This is a genomic window from Tsukamurella serpentis (assembly GCF_054780975.1).
On sequence record NZ_BAAGVH010000007.1, the window covers coordinates 96,922 to 119,608 of the forward strand.

At 69.6% G+C, this 22,687-nt stretch carries 25 protein-coding genes and 1 tRNA gene; 4 read left to right on the top strand and 22 right to left on the bottom strand.

The genetic code is table 11. The features are described 5' to 3' along the window. Positions 1-5: 5 nt before the first annotated feature. Positions 6-476 carry an MmpS family transport accessory protein gene (locus ACYVHG_RS14425; protein ID WP_461168164.1) on the top strand — a complete coding sequence of 157 codons (471 nt, stop codon included), beginning with the start codon at positions 6-8 and terminating at the stop codon, positions 474-476. 87 nt (positions 477-563) lie between these two features. Here the strand turns inward: ACYVHG_RS14425 and ACYVHG_RS14430 are convergent, their stop codons facing one another. Next, the gene (locus ACYVHG_RS14430; RefSeq protein ID WP_461168165.1) at positions 564-818 is read right to left on the bottom strand and encodes a hypothetical protein; all 255 of its coding nucleotides are present in this window, start codon (positions 816-818) and stop codon (positions 564-566) included. A 9-nt stretch (positions 819-827) separates the two neighbouring features. Between ACYVHG_RS14430 and ACYVHG_RS14435 the strand changes: the two genes are divergently transcribed. Next, positions 828-1,094: a hypothetical protein gene (locus ACYVHG_RS14435; protein ID WP_461168166.1), complete on the top strand. Its 267-nt coding sequence runs from the start codon at positions 828-830 to the stop codon at positions 1,092-1,094. Between the two features lie 114 nt (positions 1,095-1,208). Here ACYVHG_RS14435 and ACYVHG_RS14440 read toward each other — a convergent pair. The 15 genes from ACYVHG_RS14440 to ppk2 form a co-directional block, all read right to left on the bottom strand. Then, positions 1,209-1,282: transfer RNA gene (locus ACYVHG_RS14440), tRNA-Pro, on the bottom strand. An 81-nt stretch (positions 1,283-1,363) separates the two neighbouring features. Then, positions 1,364-1,801 carry a hypothetical protein gene (locus ACYVHG_RS14445; RefSeq protein WP_461168167.1) on the bottom strand — a complete coding sequence of 146 codons (438 nt, stop codon included), beginning with the start codon at positions 1,799-1,801 and terminating at the stop codon, positions 1,364-1,366. Positions 1,802-1,922: 121 nt separating this feature from the next. Further along, complete coding sequence (locus tag ACYVHG_RS14450; protein ID WP_461168168.1) at positions 1,923-3,260, bottom strand: MFS transporter; 1,338 nt, start codon at positions 3,258-3,260, stop codon at positions 1,923-1,925. A 13-nt stretch (positions 3,261-3,273) separates the two neighbouring features. Continuing rightward, positions 3,274-4,725 carry a ribosome biogenesis GTPase Der gene (gene der / locus ACYVHG_RS14455; RefSeq protein WP_461168169.1) on the bottom strand — a complete coding sequence of 484 codons (1,452 nt, stop codon included), beginning with the start codon at positions 4,723-4,725 and terminating at the stop codon, positions 3,274-3,276. Next, entirely contained in the window at positions 4,722-5,402 is a 681-nt protein-coding gene (cmk, locus tag ACYVHG_RS14460; RefSeq protein WP_461168192.1) for a (d)CMP kinase, read from the bottom strand. Before cmk ends, der begins: the two co-directional genes overlap by 4 nt. Before the next feature lie 14 nt (positions 5,403-5,416). Continuing rightward, positions 5,417-6,328: a pseudouridine synthase gene (locus ACYVHG_RS14465; RefSeq protein WP_461168170.1), complete on the bottom strand. Its 912-nt coding sequence runs from the start codon at positions 6,326-6,328 to the stop codon at positions 5,417-5,419. A 46-nt stretch (positions 6,329-6,374) separates the two neighbouring features. Next, positions 6,375-6,995, bottom strand: a complete 621-nt coding sequence (gene scpB / locus ACYVHG_RS14470; protein WP_461168193.1) for an SMC-Scp complex subunit ScpB — start codon at positions 6,993-6,995, stop codon at positions 6,375-6,377. 35 nt (positions 6,996-7,030) lie between these two features. Then, on the bottom strand, positions 7,031-7,921 hold the full coding sequence (locus ACYVHG_RS14475) for a segregation and condensation protein A (protein ID WP_461168171.1): 891 nt from the start codon (positions 7,919-7,921) through the stop codon (positions 7,031-7,033). Continuing rightward, on the bottom strand, positions 7,918-8,805 hold the full coding sequence (locus ACYVHG_RS14480; RefSeq protein WP_461168194.1) for a ParA family protein: 888 nt from the start codon (positions 8,803-8,805) through the stop codon (positions 7,918-7,920). The genes ACYVHG_RS14475 and ACYVHG_RS14480 overlap by 4 nt, the downstream gene beginning before the upstream one ends. Before the next feature lie 128 nt (positions 8,806-8,933). After that, positions 8,934-9,878: a site-specific tyrosine recombinase XerD gene (gene xerD, locus ACYVHG_RS14485; protein ID WP_461168172.1), complete on the bottom strand. Its 945-nt coding sequence runs from the start codon at positions 9,876-9,878 to the stop codon at positions 8,934-8,936. 1 nt (position 9,879) lies between these two features. Beyond that, positions 9,880-10,527 (bottom strand): NUDIX domain-containing protein, encoded by a 648-nt coding sequence (locus ACYVHG_RS14490; RefSeq protein ID WP_461168173.1) that lies wholly within the window; start codon positions 10,525-10,527, stop codon positions 9,880-9,882. Continuing rightward, positions 10,520-12,253 carry a CTP synthase gene (locus ACYVHG_RS14495; RefSeq protein ID WP_461168174.1) on the bottom strand — a complete coding sequence of 578 codons (1,734 nt, stop codon included), beginning with the start codon at positions 12,251-12,253 and terminating at the stop codon, positions 10,520-10,522. Before ACYVHG_RS14495 ends, ACYVHG_RS14490 begins: the two co-directional genes overlap by 8 nt. A gap of 65 nt (positions 12,254-12,318) precedes the next feature. Continuing rightward, complete coding sequence (locus ACYVHG_RS14500) at positions 12,319-13,230, bottom strand: copper transporter (protein WP_461168175.1); 912 nt, start codon at positions 13,228-13,230, stop codon at positions 12,319-12,321. Beyond that, on the bottom strand, positions 13,231-14,421 hold the full coding sequence (steA, locus tag ACYVHG_RS14505) for a putative cytokinetic ring protein SteA (RefSeq protein WP_461168176.1): 1,191 nt from the start codon (positions 14,419-14,421) through the stop codon (positions 13,231-13,233). It abuts the gene before it with no gap. Positions 14,422-14,567: 146 nt separating this feature from the next. Continuing rightward, on the bottom strand, positions 14,568-15,452 hold the full coding sequence (ppk2, locus tag ACYVHG_RS14510) for a polyphosphate kinase 2 (RefSeq protein WP_461168177.1): 885 nt from the start codon (positions 15,450-15,452) through the stop codon (positions 14,568-14,570). Between the two features lie 292 nt (positions 15,453-15,744). On the opposite strand from ppk2, the gene ACYVHG_RS14515 reads away from it, so the two are divergent. Then, positions 15,745-16,638, top strand: coding sequence for a universal stress protein (locus ACYVHG_RS14515; protein ID WP_461168178.1), 894 nt, complete (start codon positions 15,745-15,747; stop codon positions 16,636-16,638). Positions 16,639-16,656: 18 nt separating this feature from the next. Here ACYVHG_RS14515 and recN read toward each other — a convergent pair whose 3' ends face one another. Genes recN through ACYVHG_RS14545 form a run of 6 tightly spaced genes read right to left on the bottom strand, consistent with a single transcriptional unit; the run spans position 16,657 to position 21,897 of the window. Further along, positions 16,657-18,429, bottom strand: a complete 1,773-nt coding sequence (gene recN / locus ACYVHG_RS14520; protein WP_461168179.1) for a DNA repair protein RecN — start codon at positions 18,427-18,429, stop codon at positions 16,657-16,659. Between the two features lie 5 nt (positions 18,430-18,434). Beyond that, positions 18,435-19,334, bottom strand: coding sequence for an NAD kinase (locus ACYVHG_RS14525; RefSeq protein WP_461168180.1), 900 nt, complete (start codon positions 19,332-19,334; stop codon positions 18,435-18,437). After that, on the bottom strand, positions 19,331-20,146 hold the full coding sequence (locus tag ACYVHG_RS14530) for a TlyA family RNA methyltransferase (protein WP_461168181.1): 816 nt from the start codon (positions 20,144-20,146) through the stop codon (positions 19,331-19,333). The genes ACYVHG_RS14525 and ACYVHG_RS14530 overlap by 4 nt, the downstream gene beginning before the upstream one ends. Further along, complete coding sequence (locus ACYVHG_RS14535) at positions 20,146-20,376, bottom strand: hypothetical protein (RefSeq protein WP_461168182.1); 231 nt, start codon at positions 20,374-20,376, stop codon at positions 20,146-20,148. Before ACYVHG_RS14535 ends, ACYVHG_RS14530 begins: the two co-directional genes overlap by 1 nt. 10 nt (positions 20,377-20,386) lie before the next feature. Then, positions 20,387-21,343 carry an HAD-IIA family hydrolase gene (locus ACYVHG_RS14540; protein ID WP_461168183.1) on the bottom strand — a complete coding sequence of 319 codons (957 nt, stop codon included), beginning with the start codon at positions 21,341-21,343 and terminating at the stop codon, positions 20,387-20,389. Continuing rightward, a complete protein-coding gene (locus ACYVHG_RS14545; RefSeq protein ID WP_461168184.1) occupies positions 21,340-21,897 on the bottom strand; it encodes a hypothetical protein in 558 nt (185 codons plus the stop codon). The genes ACYVHG_RS14540 and ACYVHG_RS14545 overlap by 4 nt, the downstream gene beginning before the upstream one ends. Positions 21,898-21,900: 3 nt before the next feature. Here ACYVHG_RS14545 and ACYVHG_RS14550 point away from each other — a divergent pair, with 3 nt between their 5' ends. Further along, positions 21,901-22,410 carry a hypothetical protein gene (locus ACYVHG_RS14550; RefSeq protein WP_461168185.1) on the top strand — a complete coding sequence of 170 codons (510 nt, stop codon included), beginning with the start codon at positions 21,901-21,903 and terminating at the stop codon, positions 22,408-22,410. The last annotated feature ends 277 nt before the right edge of the window (positions 22,411-22,687 follow it).

Here is a 22,687-nt window from a genome sequence, read left to right on the forward strand (position 1 = left end):
ACACCATGACCGACCAGCCGCAGCAGCCCTACCCCGGCCAGCCCCCGTACCCGCCGCAGCAGCCTCCGAAGAAGCGCAAGAAGTGGCCGTGGGTGCTCCTCGGCATCTTCATCCTCATCGTCGCCCTGTTTGGCGGCTGCATGGCCGTGGTGGGTACCGCCGTCGACTCCGTGGACAAAGAGTCGAAGACGGTCGTGAAGGTCACCTACAAGGTGACTGGCGACGCCACCGGGGCGCTCATCACCTACACGGTGAACGACAACATGACCCAGGACAACGGCGTGAAGCTCCCGTGGGAGAAGCAGACCGAGGTTACTGGCTTCGTCAAGACCGTCTCGCTGTCCGCGACGAACGGGATGAACGACGACGGCAAGATCACCTGCCAGGTTCTCGCCGACGGCAAGGTCGTCATCGAGAACACCGCCAGCGGAGTCGGTGCATCCGCCTCGTGCAGCGGCAGCGTCGACAAGAAGTAGCAATCTCTCGCTATGCGCGGCCCCGCCACTGCCACGAGCAGAACGGCGGGGCCGCGTCGCGTATCGGCAACACCCGAGGCCGCAGCCTCAGAGCTTCCAGTTCGTCAAGCCGGGCGAGGTGACCGAGAACGTGCCCGGTACCGCTCCGGCCCGGATCGCGGCGAGCGCGTGCTCGCGGGCGTCGGGGTCGCGCTCAGCGTCCGGCAGGCCCAGGGCGGCGTCCACGTCGGCCTGCCCGATCGACAACTCGCGGTAGAGCAGCCGGGCGAGCCCGTCGATCGCTTCCCACGTCGTGGCGACGATGCGCGGCACCTCGGCGGGGCGCGGGTCGCCCGCCGCCACGAGGGCAGTGTGATCGCGCGTGTTCGCGAGGACGGCGAGCCGATCTCCCCCGACTGGTACTCGGCGGAGTTCGACCGGCTCCAGGCTGCGACCGGGCAGCGGCGGATCACGCTCAAGGGGCTACGGGCGTCGTCCGAGTCGGCCATGCTCGCGCGCAACGTCCCGCTGCACGTCTCGGCGGCGTGGCACGGCCACAGTGAAGCCGTGGCGCTGGCGCACTATGCCCGCGCCCAGGAGGACGATCTACGTCGCGCTGGCGAGGCCCTATTCGGGTAGCCGCTCGACACGATCGAGACACGATCGCGGACCACTGACACGATGCTGACACGATGAGCGTCAAACGAAGAAAGCCAGGCCGGAGGTTTTACCCTCTGACCTGGCTTTTCTTTGTCGGGCTGACAGGATTTGAACCTGCGACCACTTGACCCCCAGTCAAGTGCGCTACCAAGCTGCGCCACAGCCCGTGGCCGCTCTCGCGGTGCTGTGAGAGATTACCCCATCCGTCACGCCGAGGAGAAATCGCCAGCAGGCGCGCGGCGCGAGAGTCAGGCGCAGCCCCGCCCCGCCCCGGTGGCCGCGGCACGTGGCCACCGCAGTGCGAGCGCCAGCAGAGCATCCACGGGAACGTCCGCCGGCACCTCCACGCGGGCCGCGAGCCGGACACCGTGTGCGCCGCGGACCAGGAGCTGACGCATCCGCGCGCCCGCGAGACTGGCACCGGGCCATGCGGCATCGGCCAGGGTCGCGTGCGTGGGCAGCGCGCCCTCGACATCACACAGCACGACGGGGCCCGACCGCACCATCCGCGTCACCCACACCACCGCCACCGGACTCGACGACGATGCTCGGACGGGCCCCGTCCGAGCGGCGGGCTCACCACCGATGAGCAGTTCGTCCCCGGCCATGACGGTGCCTTCGGGCCACAGAGCAGGATCGAAGGTGCGGGCGATGCCGGCGCGAGCGAGGGAGGGCAGGACGTCCATCAGAGTCACGCCTACTGGTCTACGCGGACCGCAGCGCGCGGGGAAGATCCGGCGGCGTCAAGGTCGCGCTAAGACCCGGCGGCACCGCCACCACCGCAACGGAACCAGCCGGAGGAGACCATCACCCCAGGGCGCGATCCGCGGTCGCACGGACCCGGGTGAGCAGCAACAGCCCCAGCAGCAGGACCACGATGATCCCGGCGATTCCGGCCCGGTCGGTACCGAAGATCCATACGAACAACCCGAACAAGGACGGCCCCAGGAAAGAGGCCGCACGACCGGAGGTCTGGTACAGGCCGAACATCTGGCCCTCCCGGCCGGGCAGCGCCATCCGGGCGAGCATGCTGCGGGCCGAGGCCTGCGCCGGACCGACGAACACGGTGAGCATCAGTCCGAAGATCCAGAACATCGTCTCGCCGCGCACCACGAGCAGGACACAGGCCGCGATCACCATGCCGGCCAGTGACGCGGTGATCACCGGCTTCGGCCCCACGCGGTCGTCGAACCGTCCGGCGATCACGGCCCCGGTCGCGGCCACCACGTTCGCCGCCACCCCGAACAGCAGCACCGTCGAGGCACTCATCCCGTACACGCTGTGCGCCAGGACCGCCCCGAAGGTGAATGTGGCCGCCAGGCCGTCCCGGAACACCGCCGAGGCGAGCAGGAACCACACCAGGTTCCGGTCCTCGCGCCAGATCCCACGGATCGTGGCGAACAGGTCCCGGTAGGCGCCGGCGATCCCGCGTCGAGGCGCGGCCGACGGGTCGGCGGGCAGTTCCGGGACCAGCAGCAGCACCGGCAGGGCACAGACCGCGAACCAGCCCGCGGCCAGCAGCGCCACCAACCGGATGTTCAAGCCGTCCTCGGTGGGCACGTTCAGGAACCCGCGCGTGGGACCGTCACCAGCGATGAAGCCGAAGTTGCAGATCAGGAGCAGCACGATGCCGCCGAGGTAGCCGCACGCCCACCCGATCCCGGAGACCCGGCCGATGGTGGCGGGGGTCGACACCTGCCGCAGCATCGCGTAGTACGGCACGTTCGCCAGTTCGAAGGCGACGGTGCCCACCGCGAGCAGCAGCAGCCCCAGCCACAGGTACTGGTACTCGTCACGGACGAAGAAGGAGCCCGCGGTGCACAGGGTGACCACAGCGCTCCACACCGCCAGGGAGAACCGCCTGCGCCCCGCCGCATCCGACCGCGCCCCCAGCACCGGAGCGAGCAGAGCCACCACGAGTCCCGACGCGGCCATCGCCCAGGAGAGCCAGTTGGTCACGGTGATCGACCCGGGCAGGTCGTCGCCGACCGCTCCGGTGAGGTACACGGTGAAGACGAAGGTGGTCATCACCGCGTTGAACGCCGCGCTGCCCCAATCCCAGGTGCACCACGCGACCACCTGCCGCCGGGGGACGGCAGCGGTCGGGGCCGGGTCTGGGACCCCTGAGACCGGAGCCTGGCTCATGGCGGGTTTCCGGTTACTTCCGGGGGCGCTTCTCGCGGACCCGCACGTTCACCCGTACCGGCGAACCCTCGAAGCCGAACTCCTCACGCAGCTTGCGCTCGAGGAACCGTCGATAACCGGCCTCCAGGAAACCGGTACTGAACAGCACGAACGTCGGCGGACGGGTGGCGGCCTGGGTGGCGAACAGCACCCGGGGCAGCTTCCCACCCCGCAGCGGCGGCGGAGTCGCGGCCATCACGTCACGCAGCCAGTTGTTGAGCCGTCCGGTGGGGATCCGCTTGTCCCAGGACTCCAGCGACGTCTCGATCGCGGGCACCAGCTTCTGCAGCGCCCGCCCGGTCTGCGCGGAGATGTTCACCCGCTGCGCCCACGGGATCTGCACCAGTTCCCGGTCGATCTCCTTCTCCAGCAGGTACCGGCGGTCCTCGTCGACCAGGTCCCACTTGTTGTAGGCGATCACCAGGGCACGCCCGGATTCGATCACCATCGACAGCACCCGCAGGTCCTGCTCGGTGATCGGCTGCGAGGCGTCGATCAGCACGATCGCGACCTCGGCGGCCTCGATCGCGCCCTTGGTGCGCAGCGAGGCGTAGAACTCGTGACCGCTGGCCTGGTTGACCTTCTTGCGCAGGCCCGCGGTATCGATGAACTTCCACGTCTTGCCGCCGAGCTCGACCAGCGAGTCCACCGGGTCGACGGTGGTCCCGGCGACGTTGTCGACCACCGAACGGTTCTCGCCGGTGAGCTTGTTGAGCAGGGAGCTCTTTCCCACGTTCGGCTTGCCGATCAGCGCGATCCGCCGCGGCCCGGTGCCACCCGTCCCCTCACGGGGAGTCTCGGGCAGCTTCTCCAGGATCACGTCGAGCAGGTCACCCGTACCGCGGCCGTGCGCTGCGGAGATGGTGTGCGGCTCCCCCAGTCCCAGGCTCCACAGCGACGCCGCCTCCGCCTCGGTGCGTTGATCGTCCACCTTGTTCGCAGCCAGGATGACGGGGGCCTTCGAGCGCCGCAGCACCCGGGCCACGGCCTCGTCGGTCGCGGTGGCGCCGACGGTGGCGTCGACCACCACCACGATCGCGTCGGCGGTACGCATCGCGACCTCGGCCTGCGCGGCCACCGACTGCTGCATGCCCTTGGCGTCGGGCTCCCACCCGCCGGTGTCCTGCACCAGGAACCGCCGGCCGGCCCAGTTGGCCTCGTAGCTGATCCGGTCGCGCGTCACTCCGGGGATGTCCTCGACGACCGCCTCGCGGCGCCCCAGGATCCGGTTGACCAGCGTCGACTTTCCGACATTCGGTCGGCCCACGATCGCGACCGTGGGCAGCTTCGCGACCGCCGCGGCGGCCTCGGCCTCCAGATCGGCGAAGTCGCCGTCAGCGTCCTGGTAGGCGGCGAAATCGCCCTCGTCCTCCCAGACGCCGTCTCCGGGAGCGGAATCGGCATGATCGAATTCGTTGTCACTCATCGCGTGACCTCCTTGCTGTCACTGCTGAGTGCACGCTCAGCCAGATCCGCCACCGCGGCGACGGTCTCCTCCAGGTCCATCTCCGACGAGTCCACCTCGATCGCGTCGTCGGCCGGCCGCAGAGGCGAGACCTTCCGCGTCGAGTCCAAGCCGTCGCGGCGCTGCACCGATGCCAGCACCTCGTCGTAGTCGCTGGGCAGACCCAGCTCGGTGTTCTGCGCGTGCCGGCGCTGTGCGCGAGCCTGCGCCGAGGCGGTCAGGTAGATCTTCACCGGTGCGTCGGGGAAGACGACGGTGCCGATGTCGCGGCCCTCGACCACGATCGGGGAGTCGTCGTCGGCGGCGACCGCACGCTGGTAGTCGACCAGCTGCCGGCGCAGCTCCGGAACCGCGGACACCGCCGACACCGCGGCGGTGACGTCGTCCTCCCGGATCCGGCGGGTGATCGAGATCCCGTCCAGTTCGACCTGTTCGGCCAGCGGGTCGCAGCCCATGGCCAGCGGCAGGTCCGCCGTGGCCGCGGCGATCGCGGCCGGATCGGTCAGATCGGTCTCGTGGTCCAGTACCCACACGGTGGCGGCGCGGTACATCGCGCCGGTGTCCAGGTAGCGGGCGCCGAGGTTCTCCGCGATCCGCCGAGCCACCGTCGACTTCCCGGTGCCGGACGGTCCGTCCATGGCGATCACCAGGGTCACAGTCCCACCGCCTTGTAGAGAGCGGTCACTTCGTCGCGGCCGAGCACGCGCAGCGAACCGGGCCGCTGGTCACCGAGCGTGACCGCACCGACGTGCGTGCGCACTAGTCGCTCAACGGGGTGGCCGACCTCGGCCAGCAGCCGCCGGACGATGTGCTTGCGCCCCTCGTGCAGTACCACCCGCACCATCGAGCGCCCCTCGGACGCCTCCAGCACGGAGAACCGGTCCGCCTTGACCGGGCCGTCTTCGAGTTCGACGCCGCTGCGCAGCTTGTTGCCCAGGCTGCGCGGCACCTCTCCCTGCACCCAGGCGAGGTAGGTCTTGGGCACCTCGTACGAGGGGTGCATGAGCCGGTGCGCGAGGTCACCGTCGTTGGTGACCAGCAGCAGCCCCTCGGTGTCGGCGTCGAGTCGTCCCACGTGGAACAGGCGCTGTCCGGCCGCGACCCGCTCGGCGACGATGTCGCCCACGCACGGCCGGCCCATGTCGTCGCTCATCGTCGACTGCCAGCCGCGGGGCTTGTTCAGAGCCAGGTGGACCAGATTCTCGTTGACCATCACGCGCACACCGTCGACGCGGACGACGGCGGTGTTCGGGTCGACTCGGCGGCCCTGTTCGGTGACGATCTCGCCGTCGACCTCGACTCGGCCGTCGGCGATCATCTCCTCGGCCACGCGCCGGGAGGCGACACCGGCCTGCGCGAGCACCTTCTGCAGGCGGATCTGTTCACCCGGGGTCGCAGGATCGCTGGCGGGTGTGGCGTGTTGGGAGCGAGCGGGTTTGGCGTTGGACAGGCGCGGAACGGCGCCTTGACGGCCGGCCTGCTTCTGCGGCGGCTTGCTGCCCTGCTTCGGTTTGTCGTTTCGTGTGCGGTCCGGTGTGCCATCACGGCGAGCGGGTCTGTTCATGATCTGACCATCATCGCAGGCGACCCGCGATTTCGGTACTCGACGCTCAGGCGTCGGGGTCGAAGCCGATCACATCGGCGCTCTTGCGGCCGAGCTTGGCGAATCGGGGCTCGTCGTCGAGGTTGGCGCTGAGATCCTCGATCACGTCGACCTCGGGGAGCAACGGCGCCAGCGCGGGGAGCTCGTCGAGGGAGGTCAGGCCCAGTCGTTCCAGGAACAGGTCGGTCGTCGAGTACGCGGCCGCTCCCGACGTCGGATCGGTGCCGGCCTCGGCGATCAGGCCGCGGGCGGCGAGCGTGCGCATCACCCCGTCGACGTTGACGCCGCGCACCGCACTCACCTTGGACCGGCTCACCGGCTGCTTGTAGGCGATCACCGCGAGGGTCTCCAGAGCGGCGCGGGTCAGCTTGGACCGCACCCCGTCGAGGAGCAGCCGCTCGACGTAGGGCGCGTATTCGGCACGACTGTAGAGCCGCCAGCCCTCAGCGGACTCGCGCAGTTGCATCCCGGAACGTCGTTCGGTGAGCTCCGCGGCCCACGCCCGCAGGTCCGCGGTGATCCGCTCCTCGGGTTCCTCCAGTGCGGCGCCGAGTTGTTCGCCGGTGGCGGGTGCGTCGACCACCAGCAGCAGCGCTTCGAGCGCCGAGCGCAGTTCATCCGGCTCCATGCCCTCGGCGAGGGCGAAGTCCTCGGTCTCCTCACTCACGATTGCTCCTCCGGTGTCTGGTCGTACTCGTCGACGGTGCCGCCGGGCGAGTCGTTCTCGTTCTCCCCCGACCAGCGCACTTTGAGTTCCTCGAGGGCCTCCGGTTGGTCGAACAGGACGGCCCGTTCGCGGTAGAGCTCCAGCAGCGCCAGGAACCGGGCGATCACCGCGATACCGGAGTCGCAGTCGGCGACGATCTCGGCGAACCCGGCCCAGTGGCCGGGTCGGCTGCGCAGCCGTTCGGCTATCAGTCTGGCCTGCTCGGGTACGGAGACCTTCGGTACGTGCAGGTGCCCGAGGCCCACTGTCGGCTCCGGTTTGGGGGTGAATGCGGCTGCTGCGACCAGGGCGAACTGCTCCGGGGTGACGCCCAACTGCACCGGCGGTACGAGTTCCTCGAACCGCTGCTCGAGAGCCACCGACCGGGGGTACCTGCGGTTCGCCTTGGCCTCCAGTTGTGCCATGAGTTCGGCGACCCGCTTGTACGCGCGGTACTGGAGCAGCCGCGCGAACAACAGGTCCCGCGCTTCGAGCAGGGCGAGGTCCTCGGCGTCCTCCACCTCACCGGCGGGCAGCAGGCGTGCGGCTTTGAGGTCGAGTAGGGTCGCCGCGACCACCAGGAACTCGGTGGTCTGGTCCAGGCCGGCCTGCGCGCCGAGCGCCTTGGTGTAGGAGATGAACTCGTCGGTCACCACGTGCAGCGCGACCTCGGTGACGTCCAGACGGTGGCCGCCGATCAGTTGCAGCAGCAGGTCGAACGGCCCCTCGAAGTTCGCGAGCTTCACGGTGAACCCGGACGCCTGATCCGCGGCCCCGGTCTCCTCGGTCGACTCGGTCGGCGCTGCGACCTCGGTCGCCTCGATCGGCTCGGTATCGGCGGGGGTCACTTCTCCTGCGCGATCACCTCGCGCGCGAGCGCGCGGTAAGCCCCGGCACCGGTGGATTTGGGCGCCCACGAGGTGATCGGCTCCCCCGCCACCGAGGTCTCCGGGAACCGGACCGTCCGGGAGATCACCGAGTGGTACACCGCATCACCGAAGACCTCCACCACTCGCGCCATCACATCGCGCGAGTGCAGGGTCCGCGAGTCGAACATGGTCACCACGATGCCCGCCAGGTTCAGGCGCGGATTCAATCGATCCTTGACCTTGTCGACGGTGTCGGTGAGCAGCGCCAGCCCACGCAGCGAGAAGTACTCGCACTCCATCGGGATCAGCACTTGGTCGGCACAGGCCAGCGCGTTGACCGTGAGCAGCCCGAGGCTGGGCTGGCAGTCGATGAGGATGTAGTCGTAGCGGTCCAGCACCGGGTACAGCGCCCGGCCCAGGGTCTGCTCCCGGCCGACCTCGTTGACCAGCTGGATCTCGGCCGCGGACAGATCGATGTTCGAGGGCAGCAGGTCCAGGCCGTCCACCCGGGTGCGCAGCAGCACGTCATCGGTGGAGATCCGCGACTCCATCAGCAGGTTGTGCACCGTCAGTTCCAGTTCGTGGTGCGCGACCCCGAGTCCGGCCGACAGCGCGCCCTGCGGGTCGAGGTCCACCAGCAGTACCCGCCGGCCGTACGCCGCGAGGGACGCACCCAGGTTGATGGTGGTCGTGGTCTTGCCCACGCCGCCCTTCTGGTTGCACACCGCGATCACGCGGGCGGGGCCGTGCGTCGCCTTGGGTGACGGTTCCGGGAACTCGACGCGGGGGCGTCCCGTGGCGTCGAGGCCCTGCTCCTGCTGCGCTGCCCGGGGCGGCGCGTGGTGGTGCTGCAGCTCGCCCAGGTCCAGGCCGGGGTTCTCCGCGTCCGGCGCTGCCGCCACTGGCCCACCTCCTTCACCGTTCCTCAACACCCTAATGCGCGGCGGGCATCGGCGGATGCACCGCCGCGCGCGCCAGCCGATTCTACGGCTCAGCCCAGCGCCCGCGGATGGGCCTGGGAGTACACCTCTCGCAGGGCCTGCACCGTGACCAGCGTGTACACCTGGGTGGTGGTCACCGAGGCGTGGCCGAGCAGTTCCTGCACCACTCGGACGTCCGCTCCGCCTTCGAGCAGGTGCGTGGCGAAGCTGTGACGCAGCGTGTGCGGCGAGACGTGGGTGGTTCCGGTGTCGATCCCGGCCCGCTCCGCCGCGGCGGAGAGCACCTGCCACGCCGACTGCCGCGACAGCCGACCGCCACGCACGTTCAGGAACAGTGCCGGGTTCGACTTCTTCACCAGTGCCGGCCGGCCTCGCACCAGGTAGGCCTCGATCGCGGCCAGCGCGGGCCGCCCGATCGGCACCACTCGCTGCTTGCCGCCCTTGCCCAGTAGCACCACCGATCGGGATGCCGCGTCGATGTCGTCCACGTCGAGCGAGGTGACCTCGGAGATCCGGGCACCGCACGAGTACAGCAGCTCCAGCATCGCGCGGTCGCGCAGTTTCGACGGGGTATCGGCGTCGGAGTCTCCCCCGGCGGCCTCCAGCAGCGCGATCACCTGCTCGACCGGCAGTGCCTTGGGCAGGCGTTTGGCCGCCGCCGGTGGGCGTACCTCGCGGGCCACGTCACCGGAGGTGATCCCCTCGGCGGCGGCGAAGCGGTGCAGGCCGCGGACCGCGATCAGGGATCGGGCCGCGGAGCTGGGGGCCAACGGAAGGTGTTCGTCATCGCCCTCGCGCAGCGCCACCAGGAATCCGCTGACCTGGTCCTGCGAGACATCGGCGAGGTCGCCGACGGAGAGACCGGCCAGGTACTGCCGGTACCGCGCCAGATCACGCCGGTAGCTGCTGAGGGTGTTGGCGGCGGCACCGCGTTCCACCGTGAGGTGATCGATGTAGGCGCGCAGCTGATCGTCGAGCACCGCACCGGTGGACACGCTACTTCTCGCCCTCCACGGGCCGGCCCTTGCGGGCCGCGAGCGCGGTGGGGCGCCCCGGCCAGGGCGCGTCGGAACAGCGCAGCGGTGTGTCGTCGTCGGTGACCATGGTGGCGGCGAGGATCGCGCTGACCGAGGTGGAGTTCACGATCTCCCCGCAGAGCACCATCCGGACCGCGTCCGGCATCGGCACCCACTCGACGGTCATGTCGAGTTCCTCGTCCTCCTGCTCGGCCATCTCGCAGTAGCGCAGGTCGGTGGCGAGGAAGACACGCACCATCTCGTCGGTGAAGCCGGGCGACGGTGCGAGGTCGACCAGCACGTGCCAGTCCCGCGCCCCCAGGCCCGTCTCCTCCGCCAGTTCGCGCTGTGCGGCGCAGACCGGCTCCTCCTCGCCGGAGTGGTCGAGCAGGCCGGCCGGGATCTCCAGCAGCCGCCGCCCCATCGGGTGCCGGTACTGGTTGACCATCGCGATCGCGCCGTCGTCGTTCATCGCGACGATCGCGACCGCCCCGTCGTGTTCGACGACGTCGCGCAGGGCGCTGCCACCGCCGGGCATCGAGACCTCATCGCGGCGCACCGCGAAGATCGGCCCTTCGTACACGTCCTCGCTGGTGAGCGCTTCGAAGCGGTGAAGCTGCTCAGTCATCTGCGTGGTCATCCTCCGACGGTACCTCGTGCGCGGCGGTCCTGACGCCCACCGGCAGTTCCAGCTCGGCCCGGTACTTCAGGGCCGCGCCGACGAAGGCGGCGAACAGCGGATGCGGGCGGGTGGGACGCGACTTCAGTTCCGGGTGCGCCTGGGTGCCCACCAGGAACGGGTGCACCTCCTTGGGGTATTCGACGAACTCGACGAGGTGCCCGTCCGGAGAGGTGCCGGAGAACTTCAGGCCGGATTCGGCGATCTTGTCCCGGTAGCCGTTGTTGACCTCGAAGCGGTGACGGTGCCGCTCGGAGACCTCAGTGGCACCGTAGGCGGTGGCCACGATGGAGCCGCGTTCGAGCGAGGCCGGGTAGGCGCCGAGCCGCATGGTGCCGCCGAGGTCGGCCTCGCCGGCCACGGCCTGCTCCTGATCGGCCATGGTGGAGATCACCGGGAACTCGGTCTCGGCGTCGAACTCGGCGGAACTGGCACCGTCGAGGCCGGCCGAGCGGGCGGCCTCGATCACGATGCACTGCAGTCCCAGGCACAGACCCAGCAGCGGCACACCGCGCTTGCGGGCGTAGCGGATGGCGCCGAGTTTGCCCTCGATACCGCGGATGCCGAATCCACCCGGGATCAGGATGCCGTCCATGTCCTGCAGGGCGGCGGCTGCACCGGCCTCGCTCTCACAGTCGTCGGAGGCGACCCAGGAGATGTTGACCTTCGCCCAGTTCCCGAAGCCGCCGGCGCGCAGAGCCTCGGTCACCGAGAGGTAGGCATCCGGCAGGTCGATGTACTTGCCGACCAGCGCGATGTTCACCGATTCCCGCGGCTCGTGCACCCGCTGCAGCAGGTCGCCCCACACGGTCCAGTCCACGTCCCGGAAGGGCAGGCCCAGCTTGCGCACCACGTACGCGTCGAGCTGGTTGCGGTGCAGGACCTTGGGCACGTCGTAGATCGAGGAGGCGTCCGGGCAGGAGATGACACCGTCGATGTCGACGTCGCACATCAGCGCGATCTTGTTGCGCTGGCCCTGCGGGACTTCGCGGTCACAGCGCAGGATCAACGCGTCCGGGGTGATACCGATGCTGCGCAGCGCGGCCACCGAATGCTGGGTCGGCTTGGTCTTGAGCTCACCCGACGCGGCCAGGTACGGGACCAGCGAGACGTGCAGGAAGAAGACGTTGTCGCGTCCGACGTCGTGGCGCACCTGCCGTGCGGCCTCGAGGAAGGGCTGCGATTCGATGTCGCCGACGGTGCCACCGATCTCGGTGATCACCACGTCGGGGACGATGCCTTCGGAGTCGGGGGCCTGCATCGCGAGGATGCGGGACTTGATCTCGTCGGTGATGTGCGGGATCACCTGGACGGTGTCCCCGAGATACTCACCACGACGTTCCTTGGCGATGACGGCGGAGTACACCTGGCCGGTGGTGACGTTCGCGATACCGGAGAGGTCGCGGTCCAGGAAGCGCTCGTAATGGCCGACGTCGAGGTCGGTCTCCGCCCCGTCCTCGGTGACGAAGACCTCACCGTGCTGGAACGGGTTCATGGTGCCCGGATCCACGTTGAGGTACGGATCGAGCTTCTGCATCGTCACGCGCAGCCCGCGCGCGGTGAGAAGTTGTCCCAGACTGGAGGCGGTCAGGCCTTTACCCAGCGAGGACGCAACGCCCCCGGAGACGAAAATGTGCTTCGTGGCGACACGCGCGCCGACGCGAGGAGAGGGCAACGAGACTCCCGTATTCGAGCGGACAAACCTGCTTCTTGTACGGGACTTCAGCCTATCACCTGCCGTTAGCGGACGCCCGTTCCGTATGCCCGGATGTCGCCGCGCGTCGCCTGGATGAGCGCCATCGCGGTCGATACCCGCCCCACGGTGGTGTCCACGTCGTCCACGGTGGCCAGCCTCGGCGCGAGTTCGCGGTCCTGGCGCACCACCACGATCGAGCCCGCTCCCTGGGCGGATCCGCTGCGCCCGGCGAGGACGGCGCCGTCACCGTGGCGCGACAGCCCGGCCGCGAGCCGCCCGATGGCCTGCCCCTGGCCGGCGCGGTCACCGGACACGGAGCCGCCGGTCACCACGACCACCGCACGCGCGCCGGGTACCGTCGGGCCGTCGAAGGTGACGAATCCGGCTTGTTTGAGGGCGGCGAGGGCGTCGGTACGGCCGTTCGACGGTGGCGCGACCTCGCGCTTGGCGAGTAGGACGGTGCCGAGCAGCTCACCCGCGCGTGCGCGCGGGTCCACGATCGACGGGTCGATCCGCACCCCTGCGGGTGCGGCGTTGTCGACGACGCCGCGCAGCCGTTCGGACTGGTCCTGCGCATACCAGGCATCGGTGAGGGTCAGGCCGCCGGCGACGGTGCCGCCGGCCTGGGTGATCCGCTGCTGGATCCGGGTGGCGTCCTCGCGGTCGGCGTCGGGTGCGAGCACCATCAGCACGGGTATCCCGGCGAGACCACGGGCCAGGGCCTGCGGTGCGGCCTCCTCGGCGAAGGCCTCAGCCGCCCGGGACCGGTCGGTCAGTGCCCGGTTCGACTCTTCCAGCTGCTCCACCTGATCGCGCAGCTCCTTGATGTCGGCGTCGGTGGTGAACCGCGCCAGCACACCACCCCCGAGGGCGATGCCCACTGCGAAGGCCAGGAGCACCGCGGCCCAGAACAGCGCGGGACGCCGGGCGCCGGGCGAGCGCAGGCGGCGTGCCACCTACAGTGCCCGGAACTGGCCCTGGACCCAGAGCGCGAAGCGGTTCCACTGGTCGATGGCCCATTGCAGCAGGTCGTGTCCCTGGTTGGAGACCAGGACGGCGACCACGACCACCACCAGCGCGGCGAGGATGAACAGCGCGATCGCACCGCCGTGTCCACGGCTGCGGTACAGGGTCGCCACGGCCTTACCGTCGACCAGCTTGGTGCCGACCTTGAGCCGGGTGAGGAAGGTCGACGGGTTCGACTCGCGGCGTCCGGCGTCGAAGAACTCCTCCAGTGAGGCGGAGTGCCCGACGGAGACGATCAGCGAGGCACCGTGATGGTCGGCGATGATCAGTGCGAGGTCGGCGGCGGAGCCGGTGGCCGGGAAGGTCATCGCTCCGATGCCGAGGTCCTGGATCCGCTCCAGGCCGGGCGCGTGGCCGTCCGGTGCGGCGGGGAGCACCACCTGCGCACCCGAGCGCAGGGTGTTGGTGGTGATCATCTCGGGATCGCCGACGATCAGATCGGGCCGGTAGCCGGCCTTGACCAGGGCGTCGGCGCCGCGGTTCACACCGACCAGAACCGGTGCGTACTCCTTGATGAAGGGCTTGAGCCGCTTGAGGTCCTCGGCGTGGTCGGGTCCGTCGGAGACCACCAGCACGTGCCGCTCGTTGAGGTTGACCTCGACATCGGGGATGCCGACGCCGTCGATCAGCAGCGGCGACTCGACCCGGATGAACTCGACGGTGTTACCGGCGAAGGCCTCCAGGTGATCGACCACACCGGAGCGGGCGGCCAGCATCCGCGAGGTGACGGCGCTGTCGGTGAGCTCCTCCCCCTCGGCGAGTTCGCGCTCACCGGCGTAGACGACGCCCTGGTGCACGCGCACCTTGGCACCGTCCTTGATGCGGGAGAAGACCTCGACGCCGGCGTCGTCGACCAGTTCGATCCCGGCGGCGGTGAGCACCTCGGGACCCAGGTTCGGGTAGCGGCCGGAGATGAACGGCGAGGCGTTGACCACCGCCGCGACCCCCGCCTCGACCATCAGGTCGGCGGTGGTCCGGTCGAGGTCGAGCTCGTCGCACACCACGATGTCGCCGCGGCCGATGCGGCCGAGCAGTCGCGTGGTGTCCTTGTCGACCCGGGCGGTGCCGGTGACGCCGGGCAGGTTCGACGTGTTGCGGGACAGCAGGCCAGTGAGCTTCATGCCGCACATCCTGCCCCGCCAGTCACACGAATCACGTTAGGCGCGCCGATAACAGAAGAAACTCTGTGCAACTCGCAGCGCAGGAATCGTCAGTGGTCCCCAAACGATCCCCGACCGCGCAGCGCCTCGCACCGGCTTCCCGCGGGTCACTCGTCGGACCCGTCGGCCTCCAGCATCACCGAGGCCGGGCCCACGATCGACGGATCCGGCGTACCGACCACCTCGAGACTCTTGGCCGGGTAGTCGAACTGCGCGAGCACGTGCCGGATCGACTCCAGGCGGGCGCGCTTCTTGTCGTTCGACTTGATCACCGTCCACGGAGCATCGGCGGTGTCGGTGTAGAAGAACATCGCCTCCTTCGCCTCGGTGTAGGCGTCCCACTTGTCCAACGAGGCGAGGTCGGTGGGCGAGAGCTTCCAGCGGCGCACCGGATCGGTCCGGCGGTTCTGGAACCGCGCCAGCTGCTCGTCCCGGCCGACCGAGAACCACAGCTTGATCAGGTGCACGCCCGAACCCGTGAGCATCCGCTCGAACTGGGGCGCCTCGCGCAGGAACTCGGTGTACTGCCGCGGGGTGCAGTACCCCATCACCCGTTCCACGCCGGCCCGGTTGTACCAGGACCGGTCCATGAGCACGATCTCCCCGCCGGACGGAAGATGACTGACGTACCGCTGGAAGTACCACTGGGTCTGTTCGATGTCGGTCGGCTTCTCCAGGGCGACCACCCGAGCGCCACGCGGATTGAGGTGTTCGGTGAAACGTTTGATCGCTCCACCCTTTCCTGCGGCATCGCGTCCCTCGAAGACGATGCACACCTTCGCGCCGGATTCCTTGACCCACAATTGGAGTTTGATCAATTCGATCTGCAGGAGCCGCTTGGTCTCCTCGTACTCCTTGCGACTGAGCTTGCGATCATAAGGATAGCCTTGCCGCCAGGCCCCGTCGTCACCCTTGTCGGCGCCGGTCAAGCTGGACAGTTCGTCCAATTCGCCGGCGTAGTCCTCGGTCACCGAAACTCTTTGTGCGTTCACCTGTACTACGCTAAGTCAATTCTCGATCCACGATGACCACCGCGTTTTCACACAATCCCGGAACAATGCCCGTTCCGGATCGGAAAAACAGCCTCTCACCAGGCTTTCAGCAATTCTCAGGGGAACCTTCCCCCGGACTTTCGTCCCGATCATGTCCGGAGAACAGTCCTTGGAATTCAGGACGATCGAATGGAGGTGGCCGATGCACCGGAATTAGACTCGAATGATCCGGATCGGTGCCGCGCCGTCATCGTGGTGGCACCGGTTCCGGTGCGAAGGAGGTGCTTCAAGCGTGTTCCAGGTCCGGTCCTTGGACGGAGTGCTCCCCCCACCTGTCCGTGATCCGCACGTGCTGGTGGGTGTCGACGGTTCCGAGCGCTCGGTCCGTGCCGCTCTGTGGGCGGCGCGTGAAGCCCAGGCGCGCCGCCTGCCGCTGGTTCTGGCCACCGGCGCCGATGACGACGCCGCCCCCGCGACCGGTCTGAATCCTGGGTTCTCCGAGGCCTTCTTCGAGGATCTGCACCAGCGCTCGGTCACCGGTCTCGACGAGGCCGCCGCCGCGGTTTCCGCGGCGTTCCCGAAGCTCCGGGTGGAACGCGTCTTCGGGTGGAGCCGCCCGTCCCGCCTACTGTGCTTCCTGTCCCGGACCGCCGTAATGACGGTGGTCGGCAGCACCGGTGCACGTCTGCTGTCGCGGGTGCTGGTCGGTTCGACGGCGATGGAGGTGGTCGGTCATGCACACAGCCCGGTCGCCGTGGTGCGTGGCGAGGCCGGCTCCGGTCGGACACGCGGCCCCGTCGTCGTCGGGGTCGACGGTTCCGAGCTGAGTGCCGGAGCCCTCCGGACCGCCTTCGAGCTCGCCGGGCGCTACCGGGCGGAGCTGGTCGCGGTGCACGCCGGTGCGGATCCCTCGCACGAGGCGGTGGTGGCGCGCAGCATCGACGTCCTGCGCGAGGAGTTCCCCGAAGTCACCGTCACCACCGTCCTGTCCACGAACGGCCCGTCGGAGGCATTGGTGCACCAGTGCTCGGACGCCCGGGTCGTGGTCGTGGGCAGCCGCGGGCGCGGCGAGATCGCGGGTGGATTCCTGGGCTCGGTGAGCCGGCACCTGATCTACCACGCACCGTGTCCGGTGCTGGTGAACCGGCCCGATCACTCCGAGACCATCGCAGCCCACGCCCGCTGACGCCCCAGGCGCTCACGGCTACTGCCCGGCGTGCACTCCGATCTGTGCGACCTTGTCGCTGTCCGCGGCGTCGAGCAGTTCCTCCGCGTGCGCGCGACCGGTGTCCGAGTCGCCGAGACCGGCCAGCATCCGGGCCAGTTCGGCGATCCTCTCCTCGCGCGAGAGGGCCGTCAGCGTCGAGGTGACCGAACGTTTCCCGGTCTGCTTACCCACCGTCAGGTGTGTGTCGGCGAACGCGGCCACCTGGGGTAGGTGGGTCACCACGATCACCTGATGGCGTTGCGCGAGCACTGCCAGGCGCCGCCCGATCTCGACCGCGGCCTTGCCGCCCACCCCGGCGTCGACCTCGTCGAAGACCATCGTCAGGCCCTTTTCGGTGGCCGCCAGAACCACTTCCAGGGCGAGCATCACCCGGGAGAGCTCGCCGCCGGACGCTGATCGGCCGATCGGCTGCGGGTTCGCGCCGTCGTGGGCGATGAGCCGGAACTCGACCAGGTCGGTGCCGTGCGCACCGGCGCGTCGGGCGGCACCGTCGACGACGATCCCGGATTCGTCGGTGTCCGGGGCTACGTCGACGCTGATCGACGCGCCGCCCATGGCGAGCTTGCGCAGTTCTCCGGTGACCTTCTTGCCGAGCGCACCGGCCGCCTTCACCCGCACGGCGGTCAGCGCTGAGGCGGCCGTCGACAGTGCTTGTTCCAGTTCGCCGACGCGGGCCTGGAGGGCAGCGAGGCCTTCGGCGGAGGTGTCGATCCCGGCCAGCCGGGTACGTGCCTGGCCGGCCCAGGCGATCACGCCGTCGATGTCCGGGGCGTATTTGCGGGTGAGGGTCTTGAGTTCGGATTGCCGCAACAGCAACGCTTCCAGCTCCGACGGGTCGCTGGGCAGGTCCGTGAGGTAGGTGCCGAGCTCGGTCGCCACATCCGCGGCGACGGTGGCCGCCTCGTCGACCCGCTCGGCGAGTACCCGCAGTGCCGGGTCGTCGGAGCCGGACAGCGCCGCGCGGACGGTGCCGAGCAGGTCCAGGACGGCACCCGCACCCTCGGCGTCGCCGCCGTAACCACCGCCGGTCAGTGCCGCGTAGGACGTGTCGGCGGCTTCGCGCAGGCTGTCGAGGTCGGAGAGGCGCTTGATCCGCTCCACCGTCTCGGTGTCCTCCCCGGCGACCGGCTGGACCCCGTCGATCTCCGCGAGGGCGGCGGTCAGGTGGTCCTGTTCCAGCGCGAGTTCCCGAGAGCGTGTGGTTCGGTCAGCGAGTTCCGCACGGGCGGTGAGCCATTCATCGCGGACCCGCTGGTAGCCGCGCAGCGCTTTGGCCGCGGGTGCACCGGCGAAGGCGTCCAGCAGGTCGCGTTGGCGCTCGGGGCGCAGCAGTCGGAGTTGATCGTTCTGGCCGTGCACGGTGAGCAACGGTCCGGCGAACTCCGAGAGAGTGCCCGCCGGGACACTGCGCCCGCCGAGATAGGCGCGCGAGCGACCGTCGGCGGCGATGCTGCGCACCGCGATCACAGCGTCGTCGTCGAGTTCACCGCCGGCATCGTCGACGGTCTGCCGGACGGATTCAGCGGAACTGGCTCCGGCCAGCGAGAACCGGCCCTCCACCACGGCTTTCTCCGCGCCGGAGCGGATCCGGCCGGGATCGGCGCGAGCACCGGCCAGCAGGTGCAGGCTGGTGACCACCATGGTCTTGCCCGCACCGGTCTCGCCGGTGAGGACGGTCAGGCCCGGTGCGAATTCCGCTGTGGCCTGCTCGATGACGCCCAGCGACGAGATGCGGATCTCCTCGAGCATCGGTGCTATCCCCCGTTCCGTCGGCCGGTGCGACCCTCGCCGCCGTCCGGGCGGCCCCGCCACCCGGTGATGGGCAGCTCGAACTTGTGCACGAGGCGGTCGGTGAACGGCGCCGCCCCCAGTTTGATGAACCGCACCGGTTCGCGGCCGCGCCGGATCTCGATCCGTCCGCGTTCGGGGACCTCCAGGGTGCGACGGCCGTCGCAGAAGGCGATCGCCTCGTGTTGCCGGCCCTCGACCTCGATCGCCACGGTGGACCGGGGGCTGGTGACCATGGGGCGCGCGAACAGCGCATGGGCGTTACTCGGCACGATCAGCAGAGCCTCCAGATCCGGCCACATCACCGGCCCGCCGGCCGAGAAGGCGTAGGCGGTCGATCCGGTGGGTGTGGCCACCAGCACCCCGTCGCAGGCGAACCGGGAGACGGGCCGGTCGTCGACCTCGGTGACCAGTTCCAGCAGGCCCTGCCGGGACCGGTTCTCCACCGACACCTCGTTGAGTGCCCAGCCCTGGGCGACGAGTCGGTCCCCGTCGTGGATCGCGATGTCGAGTGTCATCCGTGGATGCACGGTGTAGCGCCGGTGCACGAGGTCGTCGATGGTCTCGGGCACGGTGTCGACCTCGGATTCGGCGAGGAAGCCGACGTGTCCGAGGTTGATGCCGATGATCGGGACGTCCGCACGGCGGGCCAGTTCGGCGCCCCGCAGGAAACCGCCGTCGCCGCCGAGCACGACGACCACCTCGCAACCCACGGCGGCGTCGTCGGGAGCCTCGGTGACGTCGCTCTCGAGTTTCATGCAGACGTCGGCGGCATCGAGCAGCCGGCGGATCTCCTCGACGGTGCGCTGCACATCACTGCGCCGGGTGTGCACCACCACGAGGAACGTGCGTTCACCGGTCGTCACTGCGGGCCCTCCGTCACAGCAGTCATGATCATCTCGTCCAGATCGCCGGGCAACCGCACCGGGCCGTCCACGCGGCGCAGCCACAGGAAGTACTCGACGTTGCCGGAGGGGCCGGGGAGCGGGCTGAAGGTCACGCCACGGGTCTGCAGGCCCAGGTCCGCGGCCGACTCCGCGACCGCGCGCACAGCCGCGGCCCGTAGTCGCGGTTCGCGCACCACGCCCCCGGATCCGACATTGCCCTTGCCCACCTCGAACTGCGGTTTGATCATGGGCAGCAGATCGGCGCCGGGGGCGGTACAGCGCGCGAGCGCGGGGAGCACCAGGGTCAGCGAGATGAACGAGAGGTCACCGACCACCAGGTCGACGGGGCCGTCGAAGGTCTCCGGCTGCACAGTGCGGACGTTGGTGCGGTCGAGCACCGTCACCCGTTGGTCGTCGCGCAACCGCCAGATCAGCTCTCCGTAGCCGACGTCCACGGCGTAGACGCGCTCGGCTCCGCGGTGCAGCAGCACGTCGGTGAAGCCACCGGTGGAGGCTCCGGCGTCGAGACACCGCCGGCCCTTGACGACGGCCTCTGGGAAGGCGTCGAGAGCGCCGAGGAGCTTGTGCGCGCCGCGCGAGGCCCACTGCGTCTCGCCCTCGACGGCGGTCACGTGCACCGGATCAGCAGGGTCGATCTGGTTGGCGGCCTTGCGTGCCACCTGCTTGTTCACGGTGACCCGGCCCGCCTCGATCAGTTGCCGTGCGTGATCGCGGGAGCGGGCCATACCGCGACGGACCAGTTCGGCGTCGAGTCGTACCCTGCGCGCCATCAGGCCCGATCCACGGTGTCGAGGGCGTCGACCAACAGCTGGTGCGCCTGTTCGAACAGGACGGCCTGGCGACCGAGTGTCGCGAGCTCCCCGACTCCCGCGACGGGGCCGGTGTCGGTGACCGGCTGCGCTTGGAGTTCATCGACCCGATGCATGAGGTCCTCGACCGCGGTCCGCACCGAGGCGGGATCGTCGTCGCGGGTCTGCGCTCCGGGCTCGGTTCCATCCACGGCGACCACGCTATCGGATGGTCAGCCGCAGACCGGCGCGACGCTCCTCGGGGAGTTCGCGGGCCGCGCGGATGGCCACGAACTTGGCGTGCGCTCGATCGGCGCCGGGGGCGCCGGTCAGGATCAGGTCGTCGCCGTCGACGGTGGCCGTCCAGCCGGGCCGTGGACCGGGAACGGACTCCTGGCGGGGCTGGAGCAGTCCGGTGAGGTCGTCACAGACGTAGGTCGGCTGGTGCAGATCCGGAGCGGCCACGACATCGGAGACGTTGTTCACGCCGGTCAGCACCAGCAGCGAGTCGGCGCCGATGGTGTTGCCGCCCTCGATGTCGGTGTCCAGTCGGTCGCCGACCACGAGGGGCCGCTGCGAGCCGCTCGCCCGGACGGCGTCGTCGAAGATGGGGGCGAAGGGTTTGCCGGCGACGTGCGGATCGCGGCCGGTGGCGTTGCGGACGGCGGCGACCATGGAGCCGTTGCCGATCAGCAGGCCGCGTTCGGCGGGCAGCGTGGCGTCGGTGTTCGTGGCTACCCACGGGTTGCCGGCGCGGACCGCGAGCGCCGCCTCGGACAGCTGTGCCCACCCGTTCTCCGGATTGTGTCCCTGGATGACGGCGGCGGCGTCCTCGGCGCGGTCGACGGTCTTGAGCCCGCGGGCGTGCACCTCGTCCCGCAGCGCCGGAGCGCCGATCACGAGTACCGGTGTGCCCGCCGGGACCAGTGTGGCCAGTAGGCCCGCGCCGGCCTGCGCACTGGTCACCACCGATTCATCCGGCGCGTCGAAACCGAGTTCCCGCAGGTGCTGCGCCACCTCCGCCGGTGACCGGCTGGCGTTGTTGGTCACGTAGGTGACCGGCAGTGACCGCAGTGCGGTAGCCGCTCCGGTGATGGCGACCGCGCCCGCGTAGACGGTCCCGTCGAGATCGACGAGCAGCCGGTCGTAATCGTCGGCGAGACGTTGATGCGCCGTCATTCGTCGTCGGAGAGCTCGGCGACGCGGTCTTCGGCGTCGGTGAACTCGTCCTCGTCGGCGGCTGCCGCATTGAGGAACCAGATCAGCGCGTCCGCTCGGCGGTCCGCGCTGAGCAGCGCCTCGGCGTAGGCGTAGAACAGGCGGGCTGCGTGGAATCCCCGGCGCGCAGGATCGAGATCCTCGGCCTGGAGGGTGACGACGGCCTTGTCGAACTCCCCGAGGTCCATCCGGGCACCGGCTTCGACGATCCGCATCTCGGTCCGGTCGTCGCCGGTGAGGGTTGCGGCTTCATCGCCGCGCGCGGTCTCGATCGCCTTCTCGGGTCGCCCCAGGCCACGCTCACTATCGGCGATCATGGGCAGCAGGTTCACCGCTCCGCCCATGCGCTTGGCCGCGCGCAGCTCACTGAGCGCCTCGGACCATTCACCGTTCATGTACGCGGCGATGCCGCAGGCCTCACGGACGGCTGCGATGCGGCCGGCCCGTTCGCGTGCCGCGCGGGCGTGCGCGAGCGCGGCTGCCGGATCGGAGTCGAGCAGCCGGCCTGCGAGCACCAGATGGGACGAGACCAGCTCGGCATTGTTCTTGTCCAGGCTCAGCAGGTCCCTCCGGACGGCGGGATCGAGTTCCTTCGGATCGACGTCGTTGGGGATCGGCGGTTCACCGGCGCGAGTGCGAGGACGCTCGGTTCGTTTGTCGTCGCGCTGGAATCCGTTTCCGGTGCGGCCGTTCTGACCTGCTGGACGGGCGCCGTTGCGGGGTCCTGGACCGGCCCCGGCGGACCGTCCGCCTCGGCGATCGCCGCCGCCGGCGCTGCGTCGCTGACCTCCGGCACTGCGGTGGTCGCCGGACGGCCGGCCTGCGGACCCGCGGCGGTCTCCCCCGGATCTTTCGGATCCCCGACGGTCGTCGCTCCGACGGTCCGCGGAATTGCGACGGTCGGGGCTCCGACGGTCACCGCCACTCGCGCGACGGTCTCCGTCGGCGGTGCCGCGTCGCTGTCCGCCGCCGGTGCTGCGGCGGTCCTGGCCGCGCCCGGCGAAGCGATCATCGCTGCCGGCACGTGACGAATCTTCGCTGTTCTTCCGGTTCGCCCGATCAGCGGGATTGGTGAATCCCGCACGCTGCCGGCGGTCGCCGTTCGACTCAGCTGCCACGTTGCACCTGCTTCCCGTCGCCCCCGAGGCGACTCACACTATTACTGTACGTGGACACGGCGAAGGCCCCTGGGGGTGGAGCACTCAAGAGTGCTCGACACGATCCCCAAGGGCCTTCATCCTGTATCTAATTTTAGTCCGGCGGTGTCCTACTCTCCCACACCCTCACGAGTGCAGTACCATCGGC